This window comes from Fibrobacter sp. UWCM (assembly GCF_900129735.1).
GTDB lineage: Bacteria > Fibrobacterota > Fibrobacteria > Fibrobacterales > Fibrobacteraceae > Fibrobacter.
On the sequence record NZ_FQWR01000006.1, the window covers coordinates 30,509 to 52,479 of the forward strand.

The window sequence follows — 21,971 nt, forward strand, 5'->3', positions numbered from 1 at the left end:
TATGCACTCCGAAGGAGTGCCATATAGCAAAAGTGAGCAAGGCGAGTGAAGCAGGACTGCTCGCAGGCCTATTTCCGAGCCGCAGCCACGGACGCCAAAGGCGTCAAAAAGCGCCCCCAAAAATCGGGACGCCGTATAAAATCAGCTTCGTAGGTTTATTTTGCAGTTAAACAGGCGCTTGCACCCCTCGCACAAGCCCCTAGCAGCCCGCGACGTCGCCGTCGCGGTCACCGCTGCAAGTATTGCAAGAGGAAGTGTTTCCGCAGGGCAGCAGTTCCTCGGCTTCGTAAACCGGCTTGGTCTTCGTTTCGCCCGAATACTTGATGTACTTCACGTCGGCAAATGACCCGCCGAGAGTGAACGTGATGACGCCCATGGAGCCGCCGGTCGTCGTGCATCCCGGATACAGGACGGAGGCAATCAGGGTATCGCCCCTGAGTTCGGCGTTGAGCCCGTTGAAAGTGCAACGGTCGTCCACAAGCACGCCATCGTCACGGAAGGTAACGGACCCGCTAGCGCTTTCCACTTTCACGACGCGCGGAGCAACCGCCGGACCGCCGCGAAGCATGGCCGAGACGTCGGTCGCCTTTTCATTAATGTACGTGGTCGGAGGCGGCAAGTACACCCACTTGTTGTTTACGCACTGGTAAGCGCGGCCATAGAACTCCAGCAGGGTGTCCGTGTCGCAGGGCTCCAGGTCAGGCCTGCGGATTCCGTCGGGGATGCCGTCGCCATCGCAGTCGCTACCCGGAGGGCAGGCATTTGTGCGTGTCCAATAATTCGCGACACATCTGTAATCTTCACCGGTTGCGCAGTCGGTAGCGGCCTCACCGTTTCTTCCGACGCAGTTCCCTTCTGCGCTCATCCCGTCGAAATCGGTAATGTGTTCGCAGGTAGGCTTTATTTGCGTCCAGAGTCTGTCGCTGCATACATAGTCAGGGCCACCCTTGCAGTCAGGAACCACAGCGCCTTCTTCACTGCAATGGTTGCAGGCCTCGTTCGTCACCGGGCACAGGTCGCCTTCACAAGGCGGGCACATCTGATCCATGTCGATGCATTTTCCGGCAACACAATATTGCGTATAGCCCATCTTGCAGAGTTCCTCCTCGGTGTATCCGCATTCGGGCATGAATGCTTCACACTGCTTTTGCAGCAAGGAGCTGGAACTGGAGTTTTCCGCAATGTCGGAGCTGCTTTCGGGAACAGTCTCGCTGGAGGCGGGCTCGCCGTTGCTAGATTCGGGCGGAACGTCCCCGTTGCTCGAGGAACTTGCATCCGTGCTCTCGATGGCAGAGGACTTCTCGTCTCCGCCGGTCGGGGCGCTCGGGCTGTCGCTATCGCAGGCGGCAAAGATGAATGCGGCAAGCGCCACGGAGGCAATCCCGCAAGCAGGCTTAAGCATTTTCGTTTTCATACGTTTCTCCTTTTATCAAATCTAGTTTGTCCATTCGACAATCGTTTTTATCTATCTCAAATATATAACTTTTTTCGCAAAAGTCAATAGATTCATAGAACAAAATTTAAATAATTTCATCAAAATCGCTACATTTTTTATCATTTCATATCATTTTACTCTATATGCAACAAACATCGCACGCATATAGAACAATCCCCTTCACGAAGGTCGCCCAAATGTCTTGCGAGCCACAAAAAGAAAAAAAAAGCACAAAAAATCCGCCCCAAACGGAGCGGACTTCAAATTTCCTGCTTTCCTTAAAACGTCAGGGTTTGACCTCACCGGTTCGGAAGTCATAAATCCCGTATGTGAAAAACGGCTTCCCTTCCTCGAACTTCTGCCCTTCGCGTCGTTTCTTTTCGTACGAAGCCTTCAAGCGCTTTGCTATTTCCGCAATGGTTTCCTGCGATACAATCCCGTCTATGCTGTTCTGGTATTTCGCCGATTTGGCATCCTGGTACTTGAACTCAAACTTGCCCTTCTTGAACACCCCCTCGAAAAAGACACCGACAATTCCCGAATCAAACGCCTCGATGGCCTTCCCCACGAAATTACCTTCCTCGTTGCCCAAGGAATCCACGACGACCCAGTTCCTTATCTGGTCCTGCGTGAACGAAACTTCATCGCCCTTCTTGTATCCCTTCAGTAGCTGAATATCGTTAGTCACAATTCCCTGGAACCGATTTCCCAGGCATTGGGTGACAAAAACGAAAACCATCTCCTTCGTCCCGTCCTTGTCGACAAGATTAATCTGTACATCCAGCACACGTTTTTCGCGCACATAGTCGCCCGCGATGTATTTCTTCTTGACCGCAGGGAACGTCGCCCTAGCCTTTTCGATATACGGGGCAATGAGTTTTTCAATATCGGCGTTCATGTTGAACAACTTGTCCTCGGCTGCATGGCCGCACACGCAAAGCACCGCAAGCAGGGAAATCACGCGAAAAAGTCTAGAAAACATATTCATACCTCACTAAAAATAACACAAAAAACAAAAAAAAGGGTACCAAACGACTTATTTTGACGCACTTTGGTACCCATTTTCACACACAAACTAACACAAAATGATACATTCACAGCGTTCAAACACTGATATTGCAAAAAAAATGGGGATTAAAGCGACATTTTTTGAGTATTTCATCCCCACTAAAAGCAAAATTTGACTTTTTAGTACAAACAAGCTAACAAATTGGGTACCAAACAGGCGTTTTTTCAGCAGTTTAATCCCCAATTTCCACAAAAAAGCAAAAATCCGGCTCGTTAGGTATCGCCCTTAATCGCCCTGCTTCGTCGGCTCATTTTCATAAAATCTTATCGGGAAAGTCGCTACATCTTCCGAATTCTTTTTCGGAAAATTCCAGCGACTTACCGCTTTCCGGATTTCTTCGTCAAAAGCCCTATTGCCGGTAGTCGTTGAATCGATTTGGACATTTTGAACGGTACCGTCAGCATTGATATTCAACCGAAAAACAATCGTCCCGCTAAAACTGGGACTCTTCTTTAAATGTTTATTGTAAATATGGCGCAGTCCAGGAGTCCGCTGACGAATAGGCCGTAAAAACGAAACTCTATCATCATAGACGCCTCTTTCCAGACTCAATTCCTCAAAAGTAGGGGTTTTTGCGAATCCCTTTGCCTTTTCAATTATAAACTTTCCATCTTTGTCCCTTTCTAGACCTTTGGAACTACTTCTGACGACACCATACAGCATAGTCGTCCCATGCGTTGAAAGATTCCCCACCGACTTTAAAACACTGTCTATGGATGCTTTAAATACGCTATCCCTGCGCAGTTTTTCGGCATCTTCCTTTTTCACGTCCAAGGGCTGTTCCGCCTCGCCTTTTTCCTGCTCTAGGGATTTATCCGCATTCTTATCGCCATCAGAACAACCCGCCCACAGCACCGCCGCAGCCAAGAGCACAAAATTATTCCAGCATTTTCCAAATAAACTCGCCATATTTTATATATAGAAAAATCCGCCCCGTGAGAGGCGGACATAAATGTTTCTAGGAGGAGATCCCCGCCTACGCGGGGATGACAAACCTCTTCCGAAAAACGCAGAGAGCCTAGCGAGAGCAGGTCCTAATCTCATTCTTGTAACGGAAACAAGTTTCCGACAAGATTGGATTACGACATCCTTCGACGAACAATGGGCTACGCCCATTTCCCGCACTGAAGTGCGGAGTCTCAGTAGCGCCTTGACCGAAGGCGTACAAACGTACGACGAGAGTCAAGGCAACGCACTATCGCGACGGCTATATACGTTTCTTAGCCCATGGTGACTTCGACCTTGTGCACACCCTTCGTAAAGATCGGGGCAATGTTCGAGTCAATCTCCTTGCCGTCAACCACCATCTTGGCGACACCCTTGCAAATGTGCTTCGGGTTCTTCACCGTAATCTGGTAGGTTGCACCACGGAACTTACGGGTTGCTTCGAAGCCATCCCACTTGGAGGGGATGCAAGGATCAACCACGAGGCCCTTGTAGTTGGCACGGATACCGATGATGAACTGCGTGGCAGCCTGGTACGTCCAGGTGGAAGTACCGGAGAGCCATGCGTTACGGCCCATACCGAACTGCTTGTGTTCGTCACCGAGGATGTTCTGCGGATAGCAGTACGGTTCGGACTCGAACACGTCGAGGATGTCGTTCTTGGAAGCCGGGTTAATTTGGTTGTAGTACTGGAAGGCATTGTCGCCACGGCCGAGGATGGTTTCGGCAATCATCACCCACGGGTTGGTGTGGAGGAAGATACCGCCGTTTTCCTTGGCTCCGGGAGGATAGGTGGAGATGCCACCCACGGCCGGTTCAAAGCCGCGGTAACCCGGAGTGGAGCTCTTCACGCCGTACTTGGTGTTGAGGAGCTTGTTCAGGCTGTCCATGCCCTGCTTGGCGCGGTCGCCGTAAGCGATGCCGGCGATAACCGGCCAGGACTGGCCGTTGCAGTAGATCTTGCCGTACTTGGCCTTGGCGACACCGTAGCCGTTGCCGTCCTTGTCGAACCAGCGGGTCCACCACTTGCCGTCCCAGGCGCTCTTGTTGAAGGCGGCCTTGACGTCTTCGTACCAGCCCTTGTACATTTCGACGGCCTTCTTGTCGCCGAGGGCTTCTTCGATGTCCATCATTTCGAGCAGGGCCTTGGCGTACAAGGCGGTGTTGAACGTGGATTCTGCACCGAGGGGCAAGTTCATGCAGTCGTTCCAGTCAGCAAAGCCGAGGAGCGGGAGGTTGTGCTTGCCGAGGTGTTCACGGGTGAACTTCAGGGCGCGCTTCAAATGTTCGAGGACAGTACCCTTCGGACGGTCCTTGCGCTTCTTGCCGGCGACGTAGAACGGAATCTCTTCCTTGAGGAAATCCATCTTGCCGGTTTCCTTGAGGTAAGAAGCTACAGTGAGGATGATCCAGAGGTGGTCGTCGCCGTACCAGTCGGCATACATCGGATTGCCCTTGGCATCCTTGACGCCAGCCTTTTCGCGGGAGTCACCGGCGTTCGCTTCGTTGCCGTTGTCTTCGGCGAGGGCGAGCGGGGCGTACTGGTGCATGGCGTTACCTTCGGGGCGCTGCACGGAGATGAGGTTCTTGGTGAGGACCAGGGCTTCTTCCGGCATGTGGCTCATCACACCCATCAAGTCCTGCGTGGAGTCACGGTAACCGATACCGCGGCTGGTGCCGTAGCCCAGCTGGTACAGAGAGAGGTAGCGGCTCCAGTTCTTGGTGGTGTGGCACTGGCGCGGGTTGTGGACGTTCACCATCGTGTTGAACGATGCGTCCGGAGTCTTCACCTGGATCGTGGAGAGGTAGTTCTCCCAGAACTTGGCAAGTTCGTCGAAAGCCTTGTCGACGTTCTTCAGGTCGCGGTACTTGGCGATGGCCTTGGCAGCAACCTTGAGGCTCTGTTCCTGACCGAGCTGGGTGCAGCAACGGAAAGTCTTCTTGGCGGCAATCTTGCCACCGTGAATCATGAGGGCGGCGATGTTGTCGCCACGGTCGCATTCGCTGTTGGAAAGTTCCTTGTTGCCCAAGGAAAGCGGAGCGGCCCAGGAGCCCATTTCGTTCGCGCCGAGGAACACGCGGCGGTCACCGTCGAAGCTACCGACCTTGCAGTTAGCGGTCACGTAGTTCACGGCGTAGTCGCGCTTCATGTAGGCATACTGTTCGAGAACGACGTGGCCGTCCTTTTCCCAGTGGCCCTTGAGGGTCATGGTCTGCGGGACCCAGTCGGCGTTCGTGAGCTGCTTTTCAGCTTCGAAGTGGCTGAATTCATAGACCGGGATAATGTCCACTTCCTTGGCGGCACCACCGAGGTTCGTCACCTGGATGTCCTGGAGGAGAGTGTTGGAGCCCGTCGGCACGAAAATCGTGACCTGGGTGCGGAGTCCGCAGCATTCGGCGATCCAGCGCATGTAAGAAAGGCCCACGTGGCATTCCCACTTGTCCATCTTGGTGAGGGTGGGAACGACAAACGGAGAGAACACCGTGTAGCCCTTGGCTTCCTTGATACGGATATAGATGGTGCTGGCCTTGAAGTCAGAGCACGGCATCTGGGCGATGTACTTGGTGATACGGTTCAGGGCCGGGTCGCCCTTGCAAACCAGGGTACCGCCGGTAGTATCCACGATACCGCCGAAATTCAAGGTACCGACGTAGTTGCACCACTTGATCGGGGTTGCCGGCGTGGTGAGCACGTATTCTTTTGCAGCGTCATCGAAGTAGCCGTACTGGGCGGCCGGAGCCTTCTTGGAGGCGACCTTCTTGACACTCTTCTTCTGTTTTGTAGCCATTGTATCTCCGTAAGAGGGGGTTGTTAAATTTAACGCGGTAAATATAAAAAAATGTGAGGTGTGAAATGTGAGATGTGCAATTATTCATTACACATTACACATTTCACACTACACATTGTTATTGGTCTTTCTTCTGGTTGAAGTTCTCGAAGTCGCGGTTACCGAAGTTGATGTAGAAGTAGCCGTCGAGCTTCTTGTTGCGGATGGGGTCGCGCAGGATGCCGATGGCGGCTCGCACGTACTTGAGCTCCACAAGAATGTGGTCACGGCTCATGCAGTTGAGGAACGGGCCCTCGGGGTAAAGCGTCGGGCGCGGTTCTTCGGCAATCATCTTCTCCAGGCGCTCGATTTCCTGCACCAGACGGCGTTCGTGCGCCTCGAGGGTGCGGATGAGTTCCTTGTTCTCGGCACCGTAAAGGAAGGCGAAGCCCAAGGTGCGCGGGTCGTCGTTGAACCCGGTCAGGTGCTTCAGGACCTCCTTGCGGAGCACGTCCTTACCCTTCTCGGTGATGCTGTACATCATGCGTTCGGGGCGGTTCCCTTCGCGTTCGGTACGGCCCAGAATGCACTCGTTCTTCTCGAGCGTCGTCAGGCGGTTGTAAACGGTAGATGTGCTCAGGTTGGCCCAGCGGTCAAGTTCACGGGAACTGATTTCCGTGATAATGTCGTAGCCGCTACGCTCCTTCTCCAGGATCAGGCCCAGGAGGACCAGGTCGTATCGATTCATTTTATACCTTCTATTCCAAATTTCAGAATGCCAAAGGCACCCCTATTCCAACTTGGAATATATTATCATTTTTGCGAAAAAGTGTACTCGTTACAAAAAAATTTGCAATTTTTACATTATGTTTAGAAAAGTTTACTCACAAACAACAAGGAAGGGGCAGCAAGGGACGGCTTGGAGTCCGCCCTAATCTCCCCCAGTGCCCGCCCACATCTCATAAACAAAAATCCCCGCGGCCTTGCGGCCACGAGGACTTTTGTTAGGAGGAGACTTTTCCTAATAAGGCACTATGCCTTATTGAGACGATCCTGGATCATGTCGATGATTTCAGAGAGTTCCTTCGGGAGGTGCTTGCCGAACTTCGGATAGTGGTTTTCCTTAACGTCAGCGAGTTCCTTCTTCCAGCCTTCCACGTCAACCTTCGTGATCTGCGGGAGAGTTTCCTTATAGTAGTCAGCGAGACCATCAGTATTGATGGCGCCTTCCTTCGGCATGTAACCGATCGGAGTTTCGACAGCGTTGTCAACACCGTTGCAGCGGTCGAAGATCCAAGCGAGCACGCGGCTGTTGTCGCCGTAACCCGGCCACATGAAGCCACCCGGAAGCTTTTCGTTGTTGGCATCCTTGCGGAACCAGTTCACGTAGAAGATCTTCGGGAGCTTGTCTTCGGTAGACTTCTTACCGATTTCGATCCAGTGCTTGAAGTAGTCACCCATGTTGTAGCCGCAGAACGGGAGGATTGCGAACGGGTCGCGACGGATCTTACCGACCTGAGAGGCGTCAATCGTAGAGGCAGCCGTGATTTCGGAACCCACGATGGAGCCGAGGAACACGCCGTGGTTCCAGCTGAGGGACTGGTGAACCAGAGGAATGGTGGACGGACGACGGCCACCGAAGAGGATTGCAGAGATAGGCACGCCTGCCGGATCTTCCCATTCCTTGGCAATGCACGGGCACTGCTTGGCCGGAGCGGTGAAGCGAGCGTTCGGGTGAGCCATTTCTTCGCCCTTAGGAGCCTTGTCCTTCGGGAGAGCGTCACGGGTCTTGCCCTTCCAGTCAACGAGCTTGCCCTTAGCCGGGTAGCCGATGCCTTCCCACCACACGTCGCCGTCTTCAGTGAGAGCGCAGTTCGTGTAGATCGTGTTCTTTTCAGCAGAGATAAGAGCGTTCTTGTTGGATTCTGCAGAAGTACCCGGGGCAACGCCGAAGAAGCCGGCTTCCGGGTTGATAGCGTAGAGACGGCCATCCTTACCAAACTTCATCCATGCAATGTCGTCACCGATGGTTTCGACCTTCCAGCCCGGGATAGTCGGGATGAGCATGGCGAGGTTCGTCTTACCGCAAGCAGACGGGAATGCGCCAGTCACGTACTTGACTTCGCCCTTCGGGTTGGTGAGCTTGAGGATGAGCATGTGTTCAGCGAGCCAGCCTTCGTCGCGAGCGAGAACGGTAGCGATACGGAGAGCGAAGCACTTCTTACCGAGAAGAGCGTTTCCACCGTAGCCCGAACCGTACGACCAGATGAGGCGTTCTTCGGGGAACTGAGTGATGTACTTGTATTCAACGTCAGCGCAGGGCCAGATGCCGTTGTCGCTTTCGCATTCGCGGAGCGGCTTACCAACGGAGTGGAGGCACGGAACGAATTCAGCGTTCACGTCTGCATTGAAGATGTCGAGAACCTTCTTACCGGCGCGAGTCATGATGTCCATATTGAGAACAACGTATTCGGAGTCCGTGACTTCGATACCGTTCTTGGAGATCGGGGAACCGAGCGGGCCCATGCAGAACGGAATCACGTACATGGTACGGCCGTGCATACAACCCTTATAGAGCTTACGCATCGTCTGCTTGAGTTCAGACGGGTCGATCCAGTGGTTGGTCGGACCTGCATCTTCTTCCTTCACAGAGGAAATGAAGGTACGGGATTCGACGCGGGCCACGTCAGACGGGAGAGAACGGAACAGGTAGCAGTTTTCCTTCTTGGCGAGCTTCGTGGCGAGGCCAGCCTTGACGCACTTCTGCATAAGGGCATCGTATTCTTCCTTGGAGCCGTCAACGACAACGACGTTGTCCGGTTCGCACATGGCAATCATTTCATTCACCCAAGTACTGATCTTCGGGTGCTTGATATCGTTAAGGGTAAGACTCATTATGAGCTCCTGTTTGGTTTAACGTTAAGTTTCGATAATTTCGAACGCGGTAAAATTTACAAAAAAAATCCGCCATCCACCACTCGCGGTTCGGGCATTTTTTTGTCAAAAGGGTACAAGGCCCTGTTTTTTACGAAAAAATTCAATTTTTCAATAAAAACATTACATTTTGGCAAAAAATTACATAGATTAGGCTTGTATACACAAAAAGGGCGTAAAAGCCCGCGTAAATAGAGGTTATCGCTTATATGAGTTGGTCTTATTCCAGGGAACACCAGAAAAACATCCTTTGCATGATTATGGCAGGCGGCCAGGGTAGCCGCCTCCAGCCCCTCACCCGCGACCGCGCGAAGCCGGCCGTGCACTTTGGTGGAACTTACCGCATTATCGACTTCGTCCTGAACAACTTCATCAACTCAGGCATCTTCAAGATCAAGGTGCTTACGCAGTTCAAGAGCGATTCCCTGAACAAGCACATCTCCGCTGCGTGGAACCTGAATGCGAGCCTCGACCAGTACGTGGACCTGGTGCCCGCACAGATGCGTACCGGCGACGAATGGTACCGCGGTACCGCAGACGCGATTTTCCAGAACATCAACCTGATTACCGACGAGCGCCCGGACCTCGTGGCAATCTTCGGCGGCGACCACATCTACAAGATGGACATCAACCAGATGATTGATTTTCACCTGAGCCGCGCCGCGCTCCTGACCATCGCCGCCATTCCCGTACCCGTATCGAAAGCGAGCGAATTCGGTATCATCGAAGTGGACCAGGACAACCGCATGATCGGTTTCGAGGAAAAGCCAAAGAACCCGAAGGAAATGCCCGGCAACCCCGGCTGGTGCCTCGCGAGCATGGGCAACTACATCTTCACGAGCAAGTTCCTGGTGCGCGAACTTTTGAAGGGTGCAGAGAACGGCGCCACGGACTTCGGCAAGCACATCATTCCTAGTTTGTACAAAGAATACCCGGTGTACGTCTACGACTTCAACACGAACATCGTGCGCGGCGAGCAGGCCAGCACCAAGGGTTACTGGCGCGACGTGGGAACACTCGACGCCTTCTTCGAGGCGAACATGGACCTGTGTTCCGAAAACCCGCCGTTCGATTTGTACAACAATTACTGGCCTATCCGCACATTCAACTGGAACCAGCCGCCCGCCCGCTTCTTTGCCGGTGACGGCAACGCCCACCAGGGAGCGGCCATCGATTCCATCGTTTCTTCGGGTTGCATTATCGGCGGGGGCACCGTGGTAAAGAGCATTCTCTCCCCCGGCGTCACCATCCAGAAGGACGCCCTCGTGGAAGAATCCATCCTCTTCCCGAACGTGACCATCGGGCCGGGCGCAAAGGTGCGCCGCGCCATCGTCGAGAAGGGCCTGCACATTCCGGCCGGATTCCAGATCGGCTACGACCTGGAACGCGACAAGAAGCTCTTCCACGTGACAGAATCTGGCATCGTCGTCCTCGCGAAGGACACGATTATAAAGGCATAAAAACGTCACACCGAAGTCGCGGAAGCGACAAGCGTGTCCATGTATGTCGCAAGCAAGTAAAAACCCGCATCGGTTGATGCGGGTTTTCTTCAACACATAGGAGAATATGCAAACACCCCGCACGGGGCATTTTATCCCAAAAAGAAAGCCCCGCACAAGGCGGAGCGAAAACACGTATCTAGATAGCCTTACTTGTGAACCACGGCGTTCTTCACGACACCGCTAGAAATCTTCACGCCGTTCCAGACAATCGCATCGCGAATCTCGACACCGGAAAGTTCACAATCGTCACCGATGGCGACAAACGGGCCAATCTTGCAGCCGTGAATCTTCGCGTTCTTGCCGATGTAGCACGGCGGAATGATTTCCACGCCCGGAACATTCACGTCCTTGGAGTTGTCGTTGCGCTTCAGGATATGCGCGTTCGTATCGAGCAGCGTTTCCACGAGCCCGCAGTCGAGCCAGCGGGAAACCGGAGCCGTCTTGAACTTGCACCCCTGCTCAATCATCATCTCGAGCGCGTCGGTGAGCTGGAACTCACCCTTGGTGCGAATATCGTTATCCATCAGGTACTTGAGGGCTGCCTTCAGCGCCTTCACGTCCTTGATGTAGTAAATGCCCACGATGGCCTCATCGCTCACGAACTCCTGCGGCTTTTCCACAAGGCGATCAATAAGGCCTTCCTTGCCCACCACGGCAACGCCAAAGCGCTTCGGGTCCTCGACCTTGTAGGTGTACAGGATATTTTCCTGGGCATCGTTCAGGATATTCAGGTCCGCCTCGAAAAGCGTATCGCCCAGGATAATCAGGAGAGGCTCGTCGTCGTTCACGTACGGGAGCGCAAGGCTTACCGCCTCGCCCAGCCCCTGCGGGTTGGACTGCACCACGGTACGCACGGCGCCCCATTCGGGCTTCGTCTTGAGGTACTCGTCCATCTTTTCGGCCTTGTAGCCGGTAATGAAAATCGTCTCGGAAGGCTTGAGGCACGAAGCATCCTCGACAATCCAGTCGATAATTGTCTTGCCAGCCAAAGGCAGCAGGCACTTAGGGCGATCCTCGGTGTAAGGACGGAGTCTCAGACCATTTCCGGCGACAGGCAATACAATTTTCATTCAGAATTTCCTTCTATTCCATTTTTTTGCCTTCGGGCAAAAAACATATACAAAGGTAAAAGATAACAAAAAAATACTAATTTGTCTATCACCATTTTTTAGCAAAAAAAGCAAAAAAACGACACAATCAAAAAAATCACCCCATATTTGTACCATCGGGGTGTAGCCCGGTCTACGCCCCTTCGACGTACAACTTCTTCATCTCGTCGGTCAGGGCCATAGGGCGGCCGCGGTTCAGGTCCACGAGCACCCACTGCGTCTCGGATTCAAAAATCACCTTGCCGTCGGACACACGCTCGAACCTGCACTTGCGCAGGCTCGCCACGCGGCCATACGCCGCCACCCAAGTAGTCCCGCGGATTTCATCGCCCAGAAAAGCCTGGTTCTTGTACTCCACGTGCTGCACATGGATCATCCAGCCGGCGCCAAGGTTCTTCATGAGGGCCGTACCGCCGACGGAATCGGAATGGGCAATCGCAATATCCTGAATCCACTTGACCGACCATACGTTGTTAAAATGGTGGTTGTCGTCAATCATCTCAGGTGTCACCTTGAACACCTGCGTGAACTGCATCGGGTTCACCGTATCTTCCATTGCAATAGCCATAAAAACCTCCGTTTGGGGGAAAGATAAAAAACATGACCTTCAGCGAACAAAGAAACTTTAACAACTAGCGACTAATAACCAAGAACCAATGACTAATGACTAAAAACTATTGACCAAAAACCTTTTCTTTATGTTATATTTACAACGAAAAGTGCTACAGCCCGTTTTTTCGCGGGTTGTCTAAAGGAGTATTTATGGATTGGAACGACTTCACGAGCCTTTCTGCAGAAGACATGCAGGCTATCTGGGACTTCAAGACGAAGGACCCGTTCTCTATCTTGGGCATCCACCCGCTCGAGACGGACAAGGGTATCAAGACGGTCATCCGCACATACCAACCGCAGGCTGCCTACATCCGCGGTGAATCCTGCGATGGCGAAGTGGAATTCGACTTCATGAAGCTCGGCGACACCGGGTTCTTCGAGGCCATCCTCGACATGGACTACGAGCCGTTCTTCTACAACCTGATTATCAAGCAGGGCGACGGCATCGAGTACACGCTCACCGACCCGTACGCCTTCCAGCCCGTACTTACCGAATTCGACCGCCACCTGATTTCGACCGGCACGCACTACGAACTCTACCGCAAACTGGGCGCGAACCTCGTGGAGCACCAAGGATTCAAGGGCGTGCAGTTCGCCGTCTGGGCCCCGAACGCACACGCAGTTTCCGTCGTGGGCAACTTCAACAGCTGGGATGGCCGCCGCCACCAGATGCGCATGCTCGGCAGTTCCGGCATTTGGGAAATATTCATCCCGAACCTCGGCGAGAACGAACTCTACCGCTTCGAAATCCACGGCGCGGACGGAAACCTTCACGTAAAGATTGACCCGCTCGCGAAACTCGCGGAAGTCCGCCCGGCAACAGCCTCCATCACGACGCACCTCGACGGCTACGAATGGGGCGACGAACTCTACATGAAAACTCACTGGGCCACCAAGGTTTTCGGAAGCCCCATGAACATCTACGAGGTGCACGCCGGTTCCTGGAGGCGCGACCCCGCGAACCCCGACCGCTTCCTCAACTGGGACGAACTTTCCGAACGCCTTATTCCCTACCTGAAGGAGATGGGCTACACGCACGTGGAATTCCTGCCGCTCGCGGAACACCCGCTCGATGAATCTTGGGGCTACCAGGTGACCGGTTACTACTCCCCCACGAGCCGCTACGGTACGCCCGACCAGTTCCGCCACTTTGTGGACCTTTGCCACCAGAACGAAATCGGCGTGATTCTCGACTGGGTGCCGGCGCACTTCCCGAAGGACGCGCACGCACTCGGCCGCTTTGACGGCACAGCCTGCTACGAGCACGCCGACCCGCGCCAGGGCGAACACCCGCACTGGGGCACCTACATCTTTAACCTCGGCCGCAACGAAGTCAAGAACTTCCTTATCGCGAACGCGATGTACTGGCTCAAGGAATTCCACTGCGACGGCCTGCGCGTAGACGCCGTAGCATCGATGCTCTACCTCGACTACGGCAAGGGCCCCGGCCAGTGGGTGCCGAACAAGGACGGCGGCAACATCAACTACGATACCATCGAGTTCCTGAAGCACCTGAACAGCATCATGGGCCGTCTCACGCCGCACGCCATCCTGATTGCCGAAGAATCCACGAGTTTCCCCTCCATCACGCGCCCGCCAGAGCAGGGTGGCCTCGGATTCCACTACAAGTGGAACATGGGCTGGATGAACGACTTTTTGAGCTACATCGAGCACGAGCCCATCCACCGCAAGTACCACCACAACCAGCTGACATTCAGCATGATGTACGCCTACAGCGAGAACTTCATCCAGGTGTTCAGCCACGACGAGGTGGTCCACGGCAAGGGCTCCATGCTCCGCAAGATGCCGGGTGACAACTGGCAGCAGTTTGCGAACCTGCGACTCACCTACGCCTTCCAGTACGCGCACCCGGGCAAAAAACTCAACTTCATGGGCAACGAGTTCGGGCAGTGGCGCGAATGGAACGAGAAGCAGTCGCTCGACTGGCACCTCATCAGCTGGGACAGCCACGGAAAGCTCCTGCAGATGATGAAGACGCTCAACCACCTGTACAAGGAAAACGCACCCTTCTGGGAAATCGACCACTACCACACCGGTTTCGAGTGGATCTGGTGCGACGACGCCGACAATTCCATCGTGAGTTTCGTGCGCAAGGACGACCACGGGAACCAGATTCTGTGCGTGTTCAACTTCACGCCGGTGGTGCGCAACGACTACCGCCTGGGAGCGCCCGCACGCGGAGCCTGGAAGGAAATCTTCAACACGGATGCGGCCATGTTCGGCGGCTCTAACGTTGGGAACTTCGGCGAAGTCTGGACGCAGGATATCCCGTGGCAGAACAGGCAGTGGAGTCTGAACATTCAGCTCCCGCCGCTCGGCGCGCTGTACTTCAGACTGGAGCGCTAACTACCACCAGCATTCTAAATTCATATACCGTAGTTGCCTCTTTCTCGGTTTCTCGCTCTTTACCTGTCCCGGATTCATCGAGACAAGACGCCACGTTAATCCAAGGGAAACGTAGGGCGAGTAACCGTCAGCTTGAGCAATATCGGATACATCCATATTGTTAAGCCCGAATTTGAGCCGCAAGCCAAAGCGGCTATGTATGCGTGAACCTTCAACGGGCTTGCCAATGTAATTGGGGAACAGCAGGTCGAAATACATTCCCACCCCGTAGCGGAAGTACGATTCGCGTGAATAATCGTCAGCGTCTCCATAGTTATACTCAAACGTGGACACCCCGATAGATGCGAATGCAGCAGACTCCACGTACCCAGTTTTCAGCCACAAGAATCCGAACTGTACATTTGCAGAAAAATCGTTAGCCGAGCAGGAATCGCATTCGGTATCAAGCACGACAATTGACGAATTCATGCCAAATATCCACCGATTCATGAGAACGTTCGTCTCGAAATTCATATACAGTGAAGGGCTTACCCCAGAAAAATCTCCCCACAGGAAGGGACGTCCGAAATTTGTTGCAAAATCGAAAGCGAATTTATCTTCGGAAACGTACAAGCGTTCTGGAGGCTTATTTGCGGCAATTCGCTTAACCGTCTCGCAGACGCGCTCACGATTTTTTCCCGACAGGCCCTTCACCGATGCACAATACGAACCGTCTTCCACGAAATACTTTAACAAGGCGTTCAGGCGCGGGTCCAGCCCTTCCCCGTACTGAATGTTGTTGTAGCCGTCACGATAATACATTACGGAATCTTCATTTAGAATAAATTCATAATCCCGGTTCAAGACCTTAAGCAGAACGCGGGATCGGAGCGATAGGTCCGCTGAATCGGCCAAGGCGAGCGCGGCAGAATATTCACCCGCATTCACTAAGTCAAGCAGGCGTTTGCGCACGTCTATCGCATAATGCGGTTTAATATCGTACTTCACGCGGAATGGAAAGTACCGGACATTTTCAAGAGACGAATCCAGCGACGGCACCGGATCGGAGAATCCGTCCAAAAAGAAGATGTATTTATTCTGCGAATTAGTTTGTAGCGAATGCTCCGGGAAAGGAATAAGCGCGAGCCGCTGGACAAGCGACCAGCCCGTAGAATCCCCGGTAATATCCGTCCCTACATACGCAAAAGTGAATATGGACTTTTTCGCTTCCCCGCTCGGAGCGACCCACGCACCGGTAGCCCTGTCATAAACCTTCTCGACAAGCAAGGAGTAATTCACCAGGTAAAAGCCTGTATCCCATCCCGTCAGGTTACGCAGTTCAAACGTTTTGCGGAATATTTCGGGAGCGCGGGAAAGGTCCTTTTCCTGTCGATTCCTTTTCGTTTCTGCCCATCCGTGAAAGAAATTGAACAGGCGGGCGCTATCGCCTTCAAGCGTATATTTTCCGAGTTCTTCTTCAGGAACGATACGCATTCCCGTAATCGTCCCGTAAAATGCGGCAGGAGCTGTTTCAAGTTTCTTGACAACAGATTCCTGCTTGACAATGTCCCGGATAATCACGAAGTCGGCATTGGCAAAGGCAAGCGAAACTACAGCAAGCAAGAATAAGAAAAAGCGCTTCAGAATCATTTCGCACCCTCCCTATCGCTGTAATCGAATTCAAAGTTTTTTTGCTTGTATTCAAACAGAGCCAATTCCAGCGAGGCGTACAGAGTGTAGCCCGAAGCATCGACGACATCGTCTGCCCACATGTTCTTGATACCACCCCTGATTCTCAGTCCCACGCGGACCTTCTTGTAATCCATAAAGAAAACATCCACCATCGCACCAGCGCCAAAAGCCGGGAAGACCTGCGAGGAAAGGCTATTGTCATTATTGTCCGAATCGACATACTTCAAAGAACTGTAGCCCACTCCGCCCGAAACAAACGCCCTCAAGTTTACGTATTTCAAATCGAGGAAAGTATAGCCCAGATTGAAGTCCGCCGCAAGTGTTTGAAGTTCCAGGCTATCCTGTTCCCTGCATTCTCCCGTCTGAATGCCCAAATAAAAACCATAGGCAAGGCGGTTTCTGAACAAATCTAATTCCATACCGCCACCAAAGTTTATCCGGACCTTATCTGAAATATCCCCGAGCGGCACAGCAACCGGCGCCACGAAAGTCGCTCCAAAATAGTTTTTCAAGTCATAGCCAAACTTAGTCCAGAACCGCTCGACAAGATATTCCAGCTGTTCGCTCTTCTTTAACTGCGGCTTGTATTTTTCGATAAGTGCGGACACCTGTTCTCGACTCTCGAAAAGTGAAAGCAGCAATATGCGGACAAAGGCGCGGTCAGCTTCATCTGCGATTCGCCCGAGTTTTTTCTCGAGTTCGCCCGAAGTCCTCTGCGTCGCGATTTTTTCTAGGGCAGTTGCCCCGAATACTCCATCAACATACTTAGACGGATTGTACGTCTTCACGGAATCCAGATTGCACAGGAACTCGTAATCCCCGAGAAAGTATTTTACGAGAAACCTGTCCCGAAATACAATCTTCTTATACGTCGCCGTACTTTCGAATTCCCGAACTGTATCCCAAATCGCCTTGAAGTCGTCCATGCGATCTTCGGCCAAGGCAGAAGTAAGCGCCTTCTGCAAATATTCCGCAGAATCGTTTTCCCGCTGGATTTTCCTTTGCAATTCTGCGATGGCAGAATCCGAGTACGTTGCGCCAGGAGAACCGTGCCCGCGGGAATACGTCAGCTCCACGTTGTCTTGCACGAACAGGAACATCACCGAGTCGCGCGAGAGACCTTCTGCTGCATGCGAATAGCACAAGAACAGCGCTACAAGAGCACAAAACAAGAAGGCTTTTCTTTTCTGACAAACGCGCATAAAGGAAATATACAAAAACCTCAAGAAGCCACACAAAAAGCCCCGCCCGCGGAGCCTGGAAAGAAATCTTCAACACGGATGCGGCCATGTTCGGCGCACTGTACTTCAGGCTGGAGCGCTAGTTTGTCATCCCCGCCACCGAGCGGGGATCTCATATGAAACAGCCGCGGGTCAAAGCTGCAGCTGTTTCGTATTTACGGCAAGTCGAAATGCTCTAGCGGCAATTCAGAAGCATCCAACTCCAGGGGCTCATAGCCCTTGAAATCCTTGACATTCCTGTGGTACGTGATGGTATAGACCGGCATATCCAGCGGGAATATCATCTCGTTAATAAAGGTCCCATGTGCAGGCGTACCAACGCTCCTTTCTTCGAACTCCGCATGGATTTTCTTCGATTCCTCCGGCGTCAGTTTCCGATGAACGACAGCAGGGTCCGGTGTTTCCAAAAGCGAATCGCCGGAATAATAGACGTGCAGTTCCTTGCCAATCACCTTCGTGAAAACCGCCCTGAAGAAGGCTTCGTCAACAAGGTAGTCTATCTTATTGACATCGTGCCAGCCGTCTATTCTCCAGACGCATTTCGCATCGAAAGTTCCTTCCTTCGAGGGTTCAATCGATACGCCGACATCTCCGCACAATTCCATCGGAAGGACCCGTTTCTTTGCGTTCATCCCGTTGACAGCGCCGACAAGCAGGTCCTTGTTCCCGTAGCCATCCCGCAGGTACAGGTTCTCGTTTGTACGTACCACCACACCGAGTTCCCAGTAGAACTGCAACTTCACGTTTTCCGATGTCAGCAAGCCCCGAGCCGGCGTAAAGCCGTCACGGATATTCGTGCGCGGCAACAGCACATAGCACGAGGCAAGCGAGAGCGTTATCAACAGCAGGAGGATTCTCATTCGCATCTCGCGGCCCTCCTGTTGAAAAGCAATGCATCCAGCTTTTTCAGGCCCTGCTCAATAGTATCCAGGGGGTACGTCAACTTTTGCGAGTCGACCCGGAAATCCCTGAAGGCAAAATACTGCACCCGCTCCCCCTCCTTCTTGTAGCCGAGATAGAGAGGCATCTGCAAAGTATTGACCTCGTAATGGAAAGCTTTTGCGGAATCCGCCTTCGTGGGGATTACTACCGGGAATTCTGCCAGCGGCAAGCCCTCGATTTCATTATACGATGCAGAAACAAGCGTAAAGCGCTCCACGCATTTTTCAAAATCCCTGTAGCCCTTCAGGCCTTCGCGCTCCCGGAGGTACGCCTCGGGGTTACGCCAGCGCGATTCTTTCTGGCCAGGCTTCTGGTACAGCGTAGCGTCCCCGCCTTTCGCGACAAAAATCAGCCGGAGCGAATCTCCCCTCTCGCGGAAAATATAAAGCCCGTCGCCGTCCCAATCGATTTTTGCCTGCGAGAAAATTCCGTCTAGGGCGTTCTTCCTGAAGTTCACGCTAACCGGAGCATTCTTCTGGCCCTCCGGCGCAAAGAACCACGAAGTCTCGGCACAGGCTAGCCCTGCCATCAGAAACATTATAGCCACAAGCCTGCGCATATTAAAACCCCTCAAGCGAACATTCGTATCCGCTACACACAACCTTGCACACGCCCGAAATTCTTTCCAAGGTTGCCTTCACGCCCTTGTACAGCGTAAAATAATCCTTGATGAGTTCCTTCGGTTCGAACCACCGTTCAAGATAAAACAGGTGCAATACATCTAGGAACGTGCGGTTCTGATTTTCGTCTACGCGTACAATGTGGAGTCCGCCTTCTTCGGTACCGCCCCAGCCATCCACAATAGACATGCTGTTCCTTTCGAAGAACGTTTTCATCAGGGCTACGAGTTCCTCGGGAAATTCAGTCTTCTTCTTGCAGGCCTTTTGCAGTTGCGGGCGCATCTTTTCAATCGATTTTTCCCTAGCCTGGAGAGTATCCGCCTTCCACTGGTCCATATAATATCCCGAAACCAGCGCCTGCATGAAACTCACCTCCCCTTCATTCCCGGACAACGGCAAATACGCAAAGAAGGTTCCGCGCACCTTGTCATCGTACATGTAATTTCCGAGGACAATGTAATACCCCGGTTTCGACATGCCTATCGGCTCGCCAAAGTACAATTCATGCTTTCCAGAAGGGACCGTTCCATACCCGGTCGAGGGCGCAAACCTGCAAATGCACTTGCCCGCATAGCAGGAACAGAATCCTTCGGCACAGAGCACCAGGAGCAAAAGGCAGAACACCTTTCTGCAATTTATACAAACTTGCATAGCCCCAATATACAAAAAGCCCCGCCGCTCGGCGCCGTTTATTCCAGGCAGGAAAGACAATCTTGCACAAGATTCTCGAAAAGCATTAGAAACGGCAGGCACAAACGCCTGCCTTCTTTACTTTTCCAAAAACAATAAACAACTTAAACTTCCAAGTTCTTGTTCTTTCGCGGAGAAATCGCGATGAACACGAGCACGCTTATAAGCAACAAGAACGGATAGAACATGTAGGGAATCAAGTCGAACGCACTCACGCGAGCATCCGGCAAAGCAGAAGCAATCGCAGCAAGAGCCACCAGCATCTGCGCACCGTAAGGCAAAACGCCCTGCACCACGCAACTGAAAATATCCAAAAGCGAAGCCGTCTTCTTGGGAGAGATGCGGTATTCGTCGCCCATCTGCTTTGCAATCGGGCCCGCCATCACAATCGCCACCGTATTGTTCGCCGTTGCGATATCCAAAGCACTCACCAAAAGACCGACACCCACTTGTCCGCTGCGATGCCCCTTGAACACCTTGTGGATAAAGTCGAGCAGAGCCGCAAACCCGCCATGAATGCGGATAAGCCCGCACAAGGCGCTCACTAGCACCGCCACGAGAATCGTCTCGTACATGCCCGAAATACCTTTCCCGATATTCTGCAACAAGCCAATCATATCGAGCGGTCCGAAAGCAACCATAATGATTGAAGCAGCGACAATTCCCACCAAAAGCACAGTGAACACGTTAATCCCCGTGAGAGCCAACGCCAGCACCAAAACGTAGGGAATCAGTTGCACCAAGCTGTAAGAATTCTCGGCAACCGCACGAGCCTCCGTCGCGAACGAAATCGCCGTGATAATCGCCACCGCAAGAAGTGCCGCCGGTAGCGCAATAATAAAGTTCACATGGAACTTGTCCTTCATCTTGCAGCCCTGCGTCGAAGTCGCCGCAATCGTCGTATCCGAAATAAAACTCAAATTGTCGCCGAACATAGCGCCGCCAATCACCGTCGCCACGCAGAACGGAACGCCAAAGCCCGCCATCTGGGCCACCTCTACCGCAATCGGAGAAACCACAGCAATCGTCCCGACCGAAGTTCCCATCGCCGTAGAGACGAACGCCGCCACCACGAACAGCACCACCACCGCGAACTGCGCCGGGATAAAGTCTAGGAGCAAGTAAGCCGCAGCCGACGCACTCGAGCGCCCCAAAATCCCCGCGAAAATGCCTGCGCAAAGGAAGATGAGAATCATCAAGAAAATATTGCGGTCGCCCAGCGCCCCCGCCATGATGTTCATCTTCTTGTCGAAATTCAGCTTGCGGTTCTGCATGCACGCCACAAAAATCGCAATCAAGAACGCCGCCACGATAGGAATGTTGTAGAACCCCATAGAAATATGGAGAACGTATTCAAACGTAATGCCAAGCCCCAGATAAAGTACCAGGAACACGGCGACCGGCAAAAGGGCAATCGGGTTACCCTTGATTTTATCTTCAATGCGTTCGTTCTGCATGCAAAAAAGATAGAAATTACTTCTTCGGCTTAAACAAAGGCGGGGTCGTATAATGTTTTGGCCTGTATTTTTTCGGGACATCGTAGCCGAGTTTTAAAAGCATTCGGACATAATCTTCGTTCTTCATGCGCATCCTGGACTTTTTCAGGATGTTCAAGGTTCCGTATTTCTTTTCGTTCCGCAACACATCCAGAAGCCCATAAATAGAGATGCAAGAATAAGATAACGCACATGCAAAGGCATAAGCAAACTTATCTTGGGATGAAGGGAATCGACAAAAGAACACATAACTCAACACCATAACAGCCAACAAAACAAGCAAAATAATCACGCGGAATTTCCAATCGCAGCGAGCTATAAACCGTTTATCCAAGGCGGGCTCCAGCCGGCCGTATATAAGCTGTTCTCCCTTGCAATGCGGGCAAACAATAATGGGGCTCCCGAACATCAATGAATTTTTATCGTATGGATACGGGTGGTCTTCGCCACAAAGACGACAATGGAACTCGCCCACCTGCTCGTCGACGACACATTTCACTTCAAGTAAATCGCGGTTACTCCACTGGGATTCTTTCTTTTGACGCATAAATCACTCAAGTCCTTGCCGCG

Annotated in this window: 17 protein-coding genes; 2 read left to right on the forward strand and 15 right to left on the reverse strand. The window is 52.6% G+C overall.

Going from position 1 to position 21,971, the window contains the following annotated elements; translation table 11 throughout:
• Window positions 1-199: 199 nt before the first annotated feature.
• The 6 genes from BUB22_RS05525 to BUB22_RS05550 form a co-directional block, all read right to left on the reverse strand.
• Window positions 200-1,414, reverse strand: a complete 1,215-nt coding sequence (locus BUB22_RS05525) for a hypothetical protein (RefSeq protein ID WP_073114275.1) — start codon at window positions 1,412-1,414, stop codon at window positions 200-202.
• A 307-nt stretch (window positions 1,415-1,721) separates the two neighbouring features.
• On the reverse strand, window positions 1,722-2,417 hold the full coding sequence (locus BUB22_RS05530) for a DUF2314 domain-containing protein (RefSeq protein WP_175547245.1): 696 nt from the start codon (window positions 2,415-2,417) through the stop codon (window positions 1,722-1,724).
• Between the two features lie 312 nt (window positions 2,418-2,729).
• Window positions 2,730-3,413, reverse strand: coding sequence for an AgmX/PglI C-terminal domain-containing protein (locus BUB22_RS05535; protein WP_073114277.1), 684 nt, complete (start codon window positions 3,411-3,413; stop codon window positions 2,730-2,732).
• Between the two features lie 311 nt (window positions 3,414-3,724).
• Entirely contained in the window at window positions 3,725-6,238 is a 2,514-nt protein-coding gene (locus BUB22_RS05540) for a glycoside hydrolase family 94 protein (protein WP_073114278.1), read from the reverse strand.
• A 118-nt stretch (window positions 6,239-6,356) separates the two neighbouring features.
• Window positions 6,357-6,965, reverse strand: coding sequence for a PadR family transcriptional regulator (locus BUB22_RS05545; protein ID WP_072810832.1), 609 nt, complete (start codon window positions 6,963-6,965; stop codon window positions 6,357-6,359).
• Between the two features lie 284 nt (window positions 6,966-7,249).
• On the reverse strand, window positions 7,250-9,112 hold the full coding sequence (locus BUB22_RS05550; RefSeq protein ID WP_073114279.1) for a phosphoenolpyruvate carboxykinase (GTP): 1,863 nt from the start codon (window positions 9,110-9,112) through the stop codon (window positions 7,250-7,252).
• A 248-nt stretch (window positions 9,113-9,360) separates the two neighbouring features.
• Here BUB22_RS05550 and glgC point away from each other — a divergent pair, with 248 nt between their 5' ends.
• Window positions 9,361-10,611 (forward strand): glucose-1-phosphate adenylyltransferase, encoded by a 1,251-nt coding sequence (glgC, locus tag BUB22_RS05555; RefSeq protein WP_073114280.1) that lies wholly within the window; start codon window positions 9,361-9,363, stop codon window positions 10,609-10,611.
• A 188-nt stretch (window positions 10,612-10,799) separates the two neighbouring features.
• Here glgC and BUB22_RS05560 read toward each other — a convergent pair whose 3' ends face one another.
• Window positions 10,800-11,723 (reverse strand): sugar phosphate nucleotidyltransferase, encoded by a 924-nt coding sequence (locus BUB22_RS05560; RefSeq protein WP_073114281.1) that lies wholly within the window; start codon window positions 11,721-11,723, stop codon window positions 10,800-10,802.
• 172 nt (window positions 11,724-11,895) lie between these two features.
• Entirely contained in the window at window positions 11,896-12,330 is a 435-nt protein-coding gene (locus BUB22_RS05565; RefSeq protein WP_072810841.1) for an acyl-CoA thioesterase, read from the reverse strand.
• A 194-nt stretch (window positions 12,331-12,524) separates the two neighbouring features.
• On the opposite strand from BUB22_RS05565, the gene glgB reads away from it, so the two are divergent.
• Entirely contained in the window at window positions 12,525-14,741 is a 2,217-nt protein-coding gene (glgB, locus tag BUB22_RS05570; protein WP_073114282.1) for a 1,4-alpha-glucan branching protein GlgB, read from the forward strand.
• Here the strand turns inward: glgB and BUB22_RS05575 are convergent, their stop codons facing one another.
• From BUB22_RS05575 to BUB22_RS05605, 7 genes are all read right to left on the reverse strand, one after another.
• Complete coding sequence (locus tag BUB22_RS05575) at window positions 14,742-16,370, reverse strand: hypothetical protein (RefSeq protein ID WP_073114283.1); 1,629 nt, start codon at window positions 16,368-16,370, stop codon at window positions 14,742-14,744.
• Window positions 16,367-17,614 (reverse strand): hypothetical protein, encoded by a 1,248-nt coding sequence (locus BUB22_RS05580; RefSeq protein ID WP_175547246.1) that lies wholly within the window; start codon window positions 17,612-17,614, stop codon window positions 16,367-16,369. The genes BUB22_RS05575 and BUB22_RS05580 overlap by 4 nt, the downstream gene beginning before the upstream one ends.
• A 194-nt stretch (window positions 17,615-17,808) precedes the next feature.
• Window positions 17,809-18,519, reverse strand: coding sequence for a hypothetical protein (locus BUB22_RS05585; RefSeq protein WP_139258750.1), 711 nt, complete (start codon window positions 18,517-18,519; stop codon window positions 17,809-17,811).
• On the reverse strand, window positions 18,510-19,142 hold the full coding sequence (locus BUB22_RS05590; protein ID WP_139258752.1) for a hypothetical protein: 633 nt from the start codon (window positions 19,140-19,142) through the stop codon (window positions 18,510-18,512). The genes BUB22_RS05585 and BUB22_RS05590 overlap by 10 nt, the downstream gene beginning before the upstream one ends.
• 13 nt (window positions 19,143-19,155) lie before the next feature.
• Entirely contained in the window at window positions 19,156-19,839 is a 684-nt protein-coding gene (locus tag BUB22_RS05595; protein ID WP_139258754.1) for a hypothetical protein, read from the reverse strand.
• Between the two features lie 170 nt (window positions 19,840-20,009).
• Complete coding sequence (locus tag BUB22_RS05600) at window positions 20,010-21,362, reverse strand: Na+/H+ antiporter NhaC family protein (protein ID WP_072810855.1); 1,353 nt, start codon at window positions 21,360-21,362, stop codon at window positions 20,010-20,012.
• Window positions 21,363-21,378: 16 nt separating this feature from the next.
• On the reverse strand, window positions 21,379-21,948 hold the full coding sequence (locus BUB22_RS05605) for a hypothetical protein (RefSeq protein ID WP_072810857.1): 570 nt from the start codon (window positions 21,946-21,948) through the stop codon (window positions 21,379-21,381).
• Between the last annotated feature and the right edge of the window lie 23 nt (window positions 21,949-21,971).

What these genes read in the sequence shown, in the direction of transcription:
- BUB22_RS05525 (WP_073114275.1), bottom strand. Translation starts at nt 1,414, where the DNA reads ATGAAAACGAAAATGCTTAAGCCTGCTTGCGGGATTGCCTCCGTGGCG.
- BUB22_RS05530 (WP_175547245.1), bottom strand. Translation starts at nt 2,417, where the DNA reads ATGTTTTCTAGACTTTTTCGCGTGATTTCCCTGCTTGCGGTGCTTTGC.
- BUB22_RS05535 (WP_073114277.1), bottom strand. Translation starts at nt 3,413, where the DNA reads ATGGCGAGTTTATTTGGAAAATGCTGGAATAATTTTGTGCTCTTGGCT.
- BUB22_RS05540 (WP_073114278.1), bottom strand. Translation starts at nt 6,238, where the DNA reads ATGGCTACAAAACAGAAGAAGAGTGTCAAGAAGGTCGCCTCCAAGAAG.
- BUB22_RS05545 (WP_072810832.1), bottom strand. Translation starts at nt 6,965, where the DNA reads ATGAATCGATACGACCTGGTCCTCCTGGGCCTGATCCTGGAGAAGGAG.
- BUB22_RS05550 (WP_073114279.1), bottom strand. Translation starts at nt 9,112, where the DNA reads ATGAGTCTTACCCTTAACGATATCAAGCACCCGAAGATCAGTACTTGG.
- glgC (WP_073114280.1), top strand. Translation starts at nt 9,361, where the DNA reads ATGAGTTGGTCTTATTCCAGGGAACACCAGAAAAACATCCTTTGCATG.
- BUB22_RS05560 (WP_073114281.1), bottom strand. Translation starts at nt 11,723, where the DNA reads ATGAAAATTGTATTGCCTGTCGCCGGAAATGGTCTGAGACTCCGTCCT.
- BUB22_RS05565 (WP_072810841.1), bottom strand. Translation starts at nt 12,330, where the DNA reads ATGGCTATTGCAATGGAAGATACGGTGAACCCGATGCAGTTCACGCAG.
- glgB (WP_073114282.1), top strand. Translation starts at nt 12,525, where the DNA reads ATGGATTGGAACGACTTCACGAGCCTTTCTGCAGAAGACATGCAGGCT.
- BUB22_RS05575 (WP_073114283.1), bottom strand. Translation starts at nt 16,370, where the DNA reads ATGATTCTGAAGCGCTTTTTCTTATTCTTGCTTGCTGTAGTTTCGCTT.
- BUB22_RS05580 (WP_175547246.1), bottom strand. Translation starts at nt 17,614, where the DNA reads ATGCGCGTTTGTCAGAAAAGAAAAGCCTTCTTGTTTTGTGCTCTTGTA.
- BUB22_RS05585 (WP_139258750.1), bottom strand. Translation starts at nt 18,519, where the DNA reads ATGCGAATGAGAATCCTCCTGCTGTTGATAACGCTCTCGCTTGCCTCG.
- BUB22_RS05600 (WP_072810855.1), bottom strand. Translation starts at nt 21,362, where the DNA reads ATGCAGAACGAACGCATTGAAGATAAAATCAAGGGTAACCCGATTGCC.
- BUB22_RS05605 (WP_072810857.1), bottom strand. Translation starts at nt 21,948, where the DNA reads ATGCGTCAAAAGAAAGAATCCCAGTGGAGTAACCGCGATTTACTTGAA.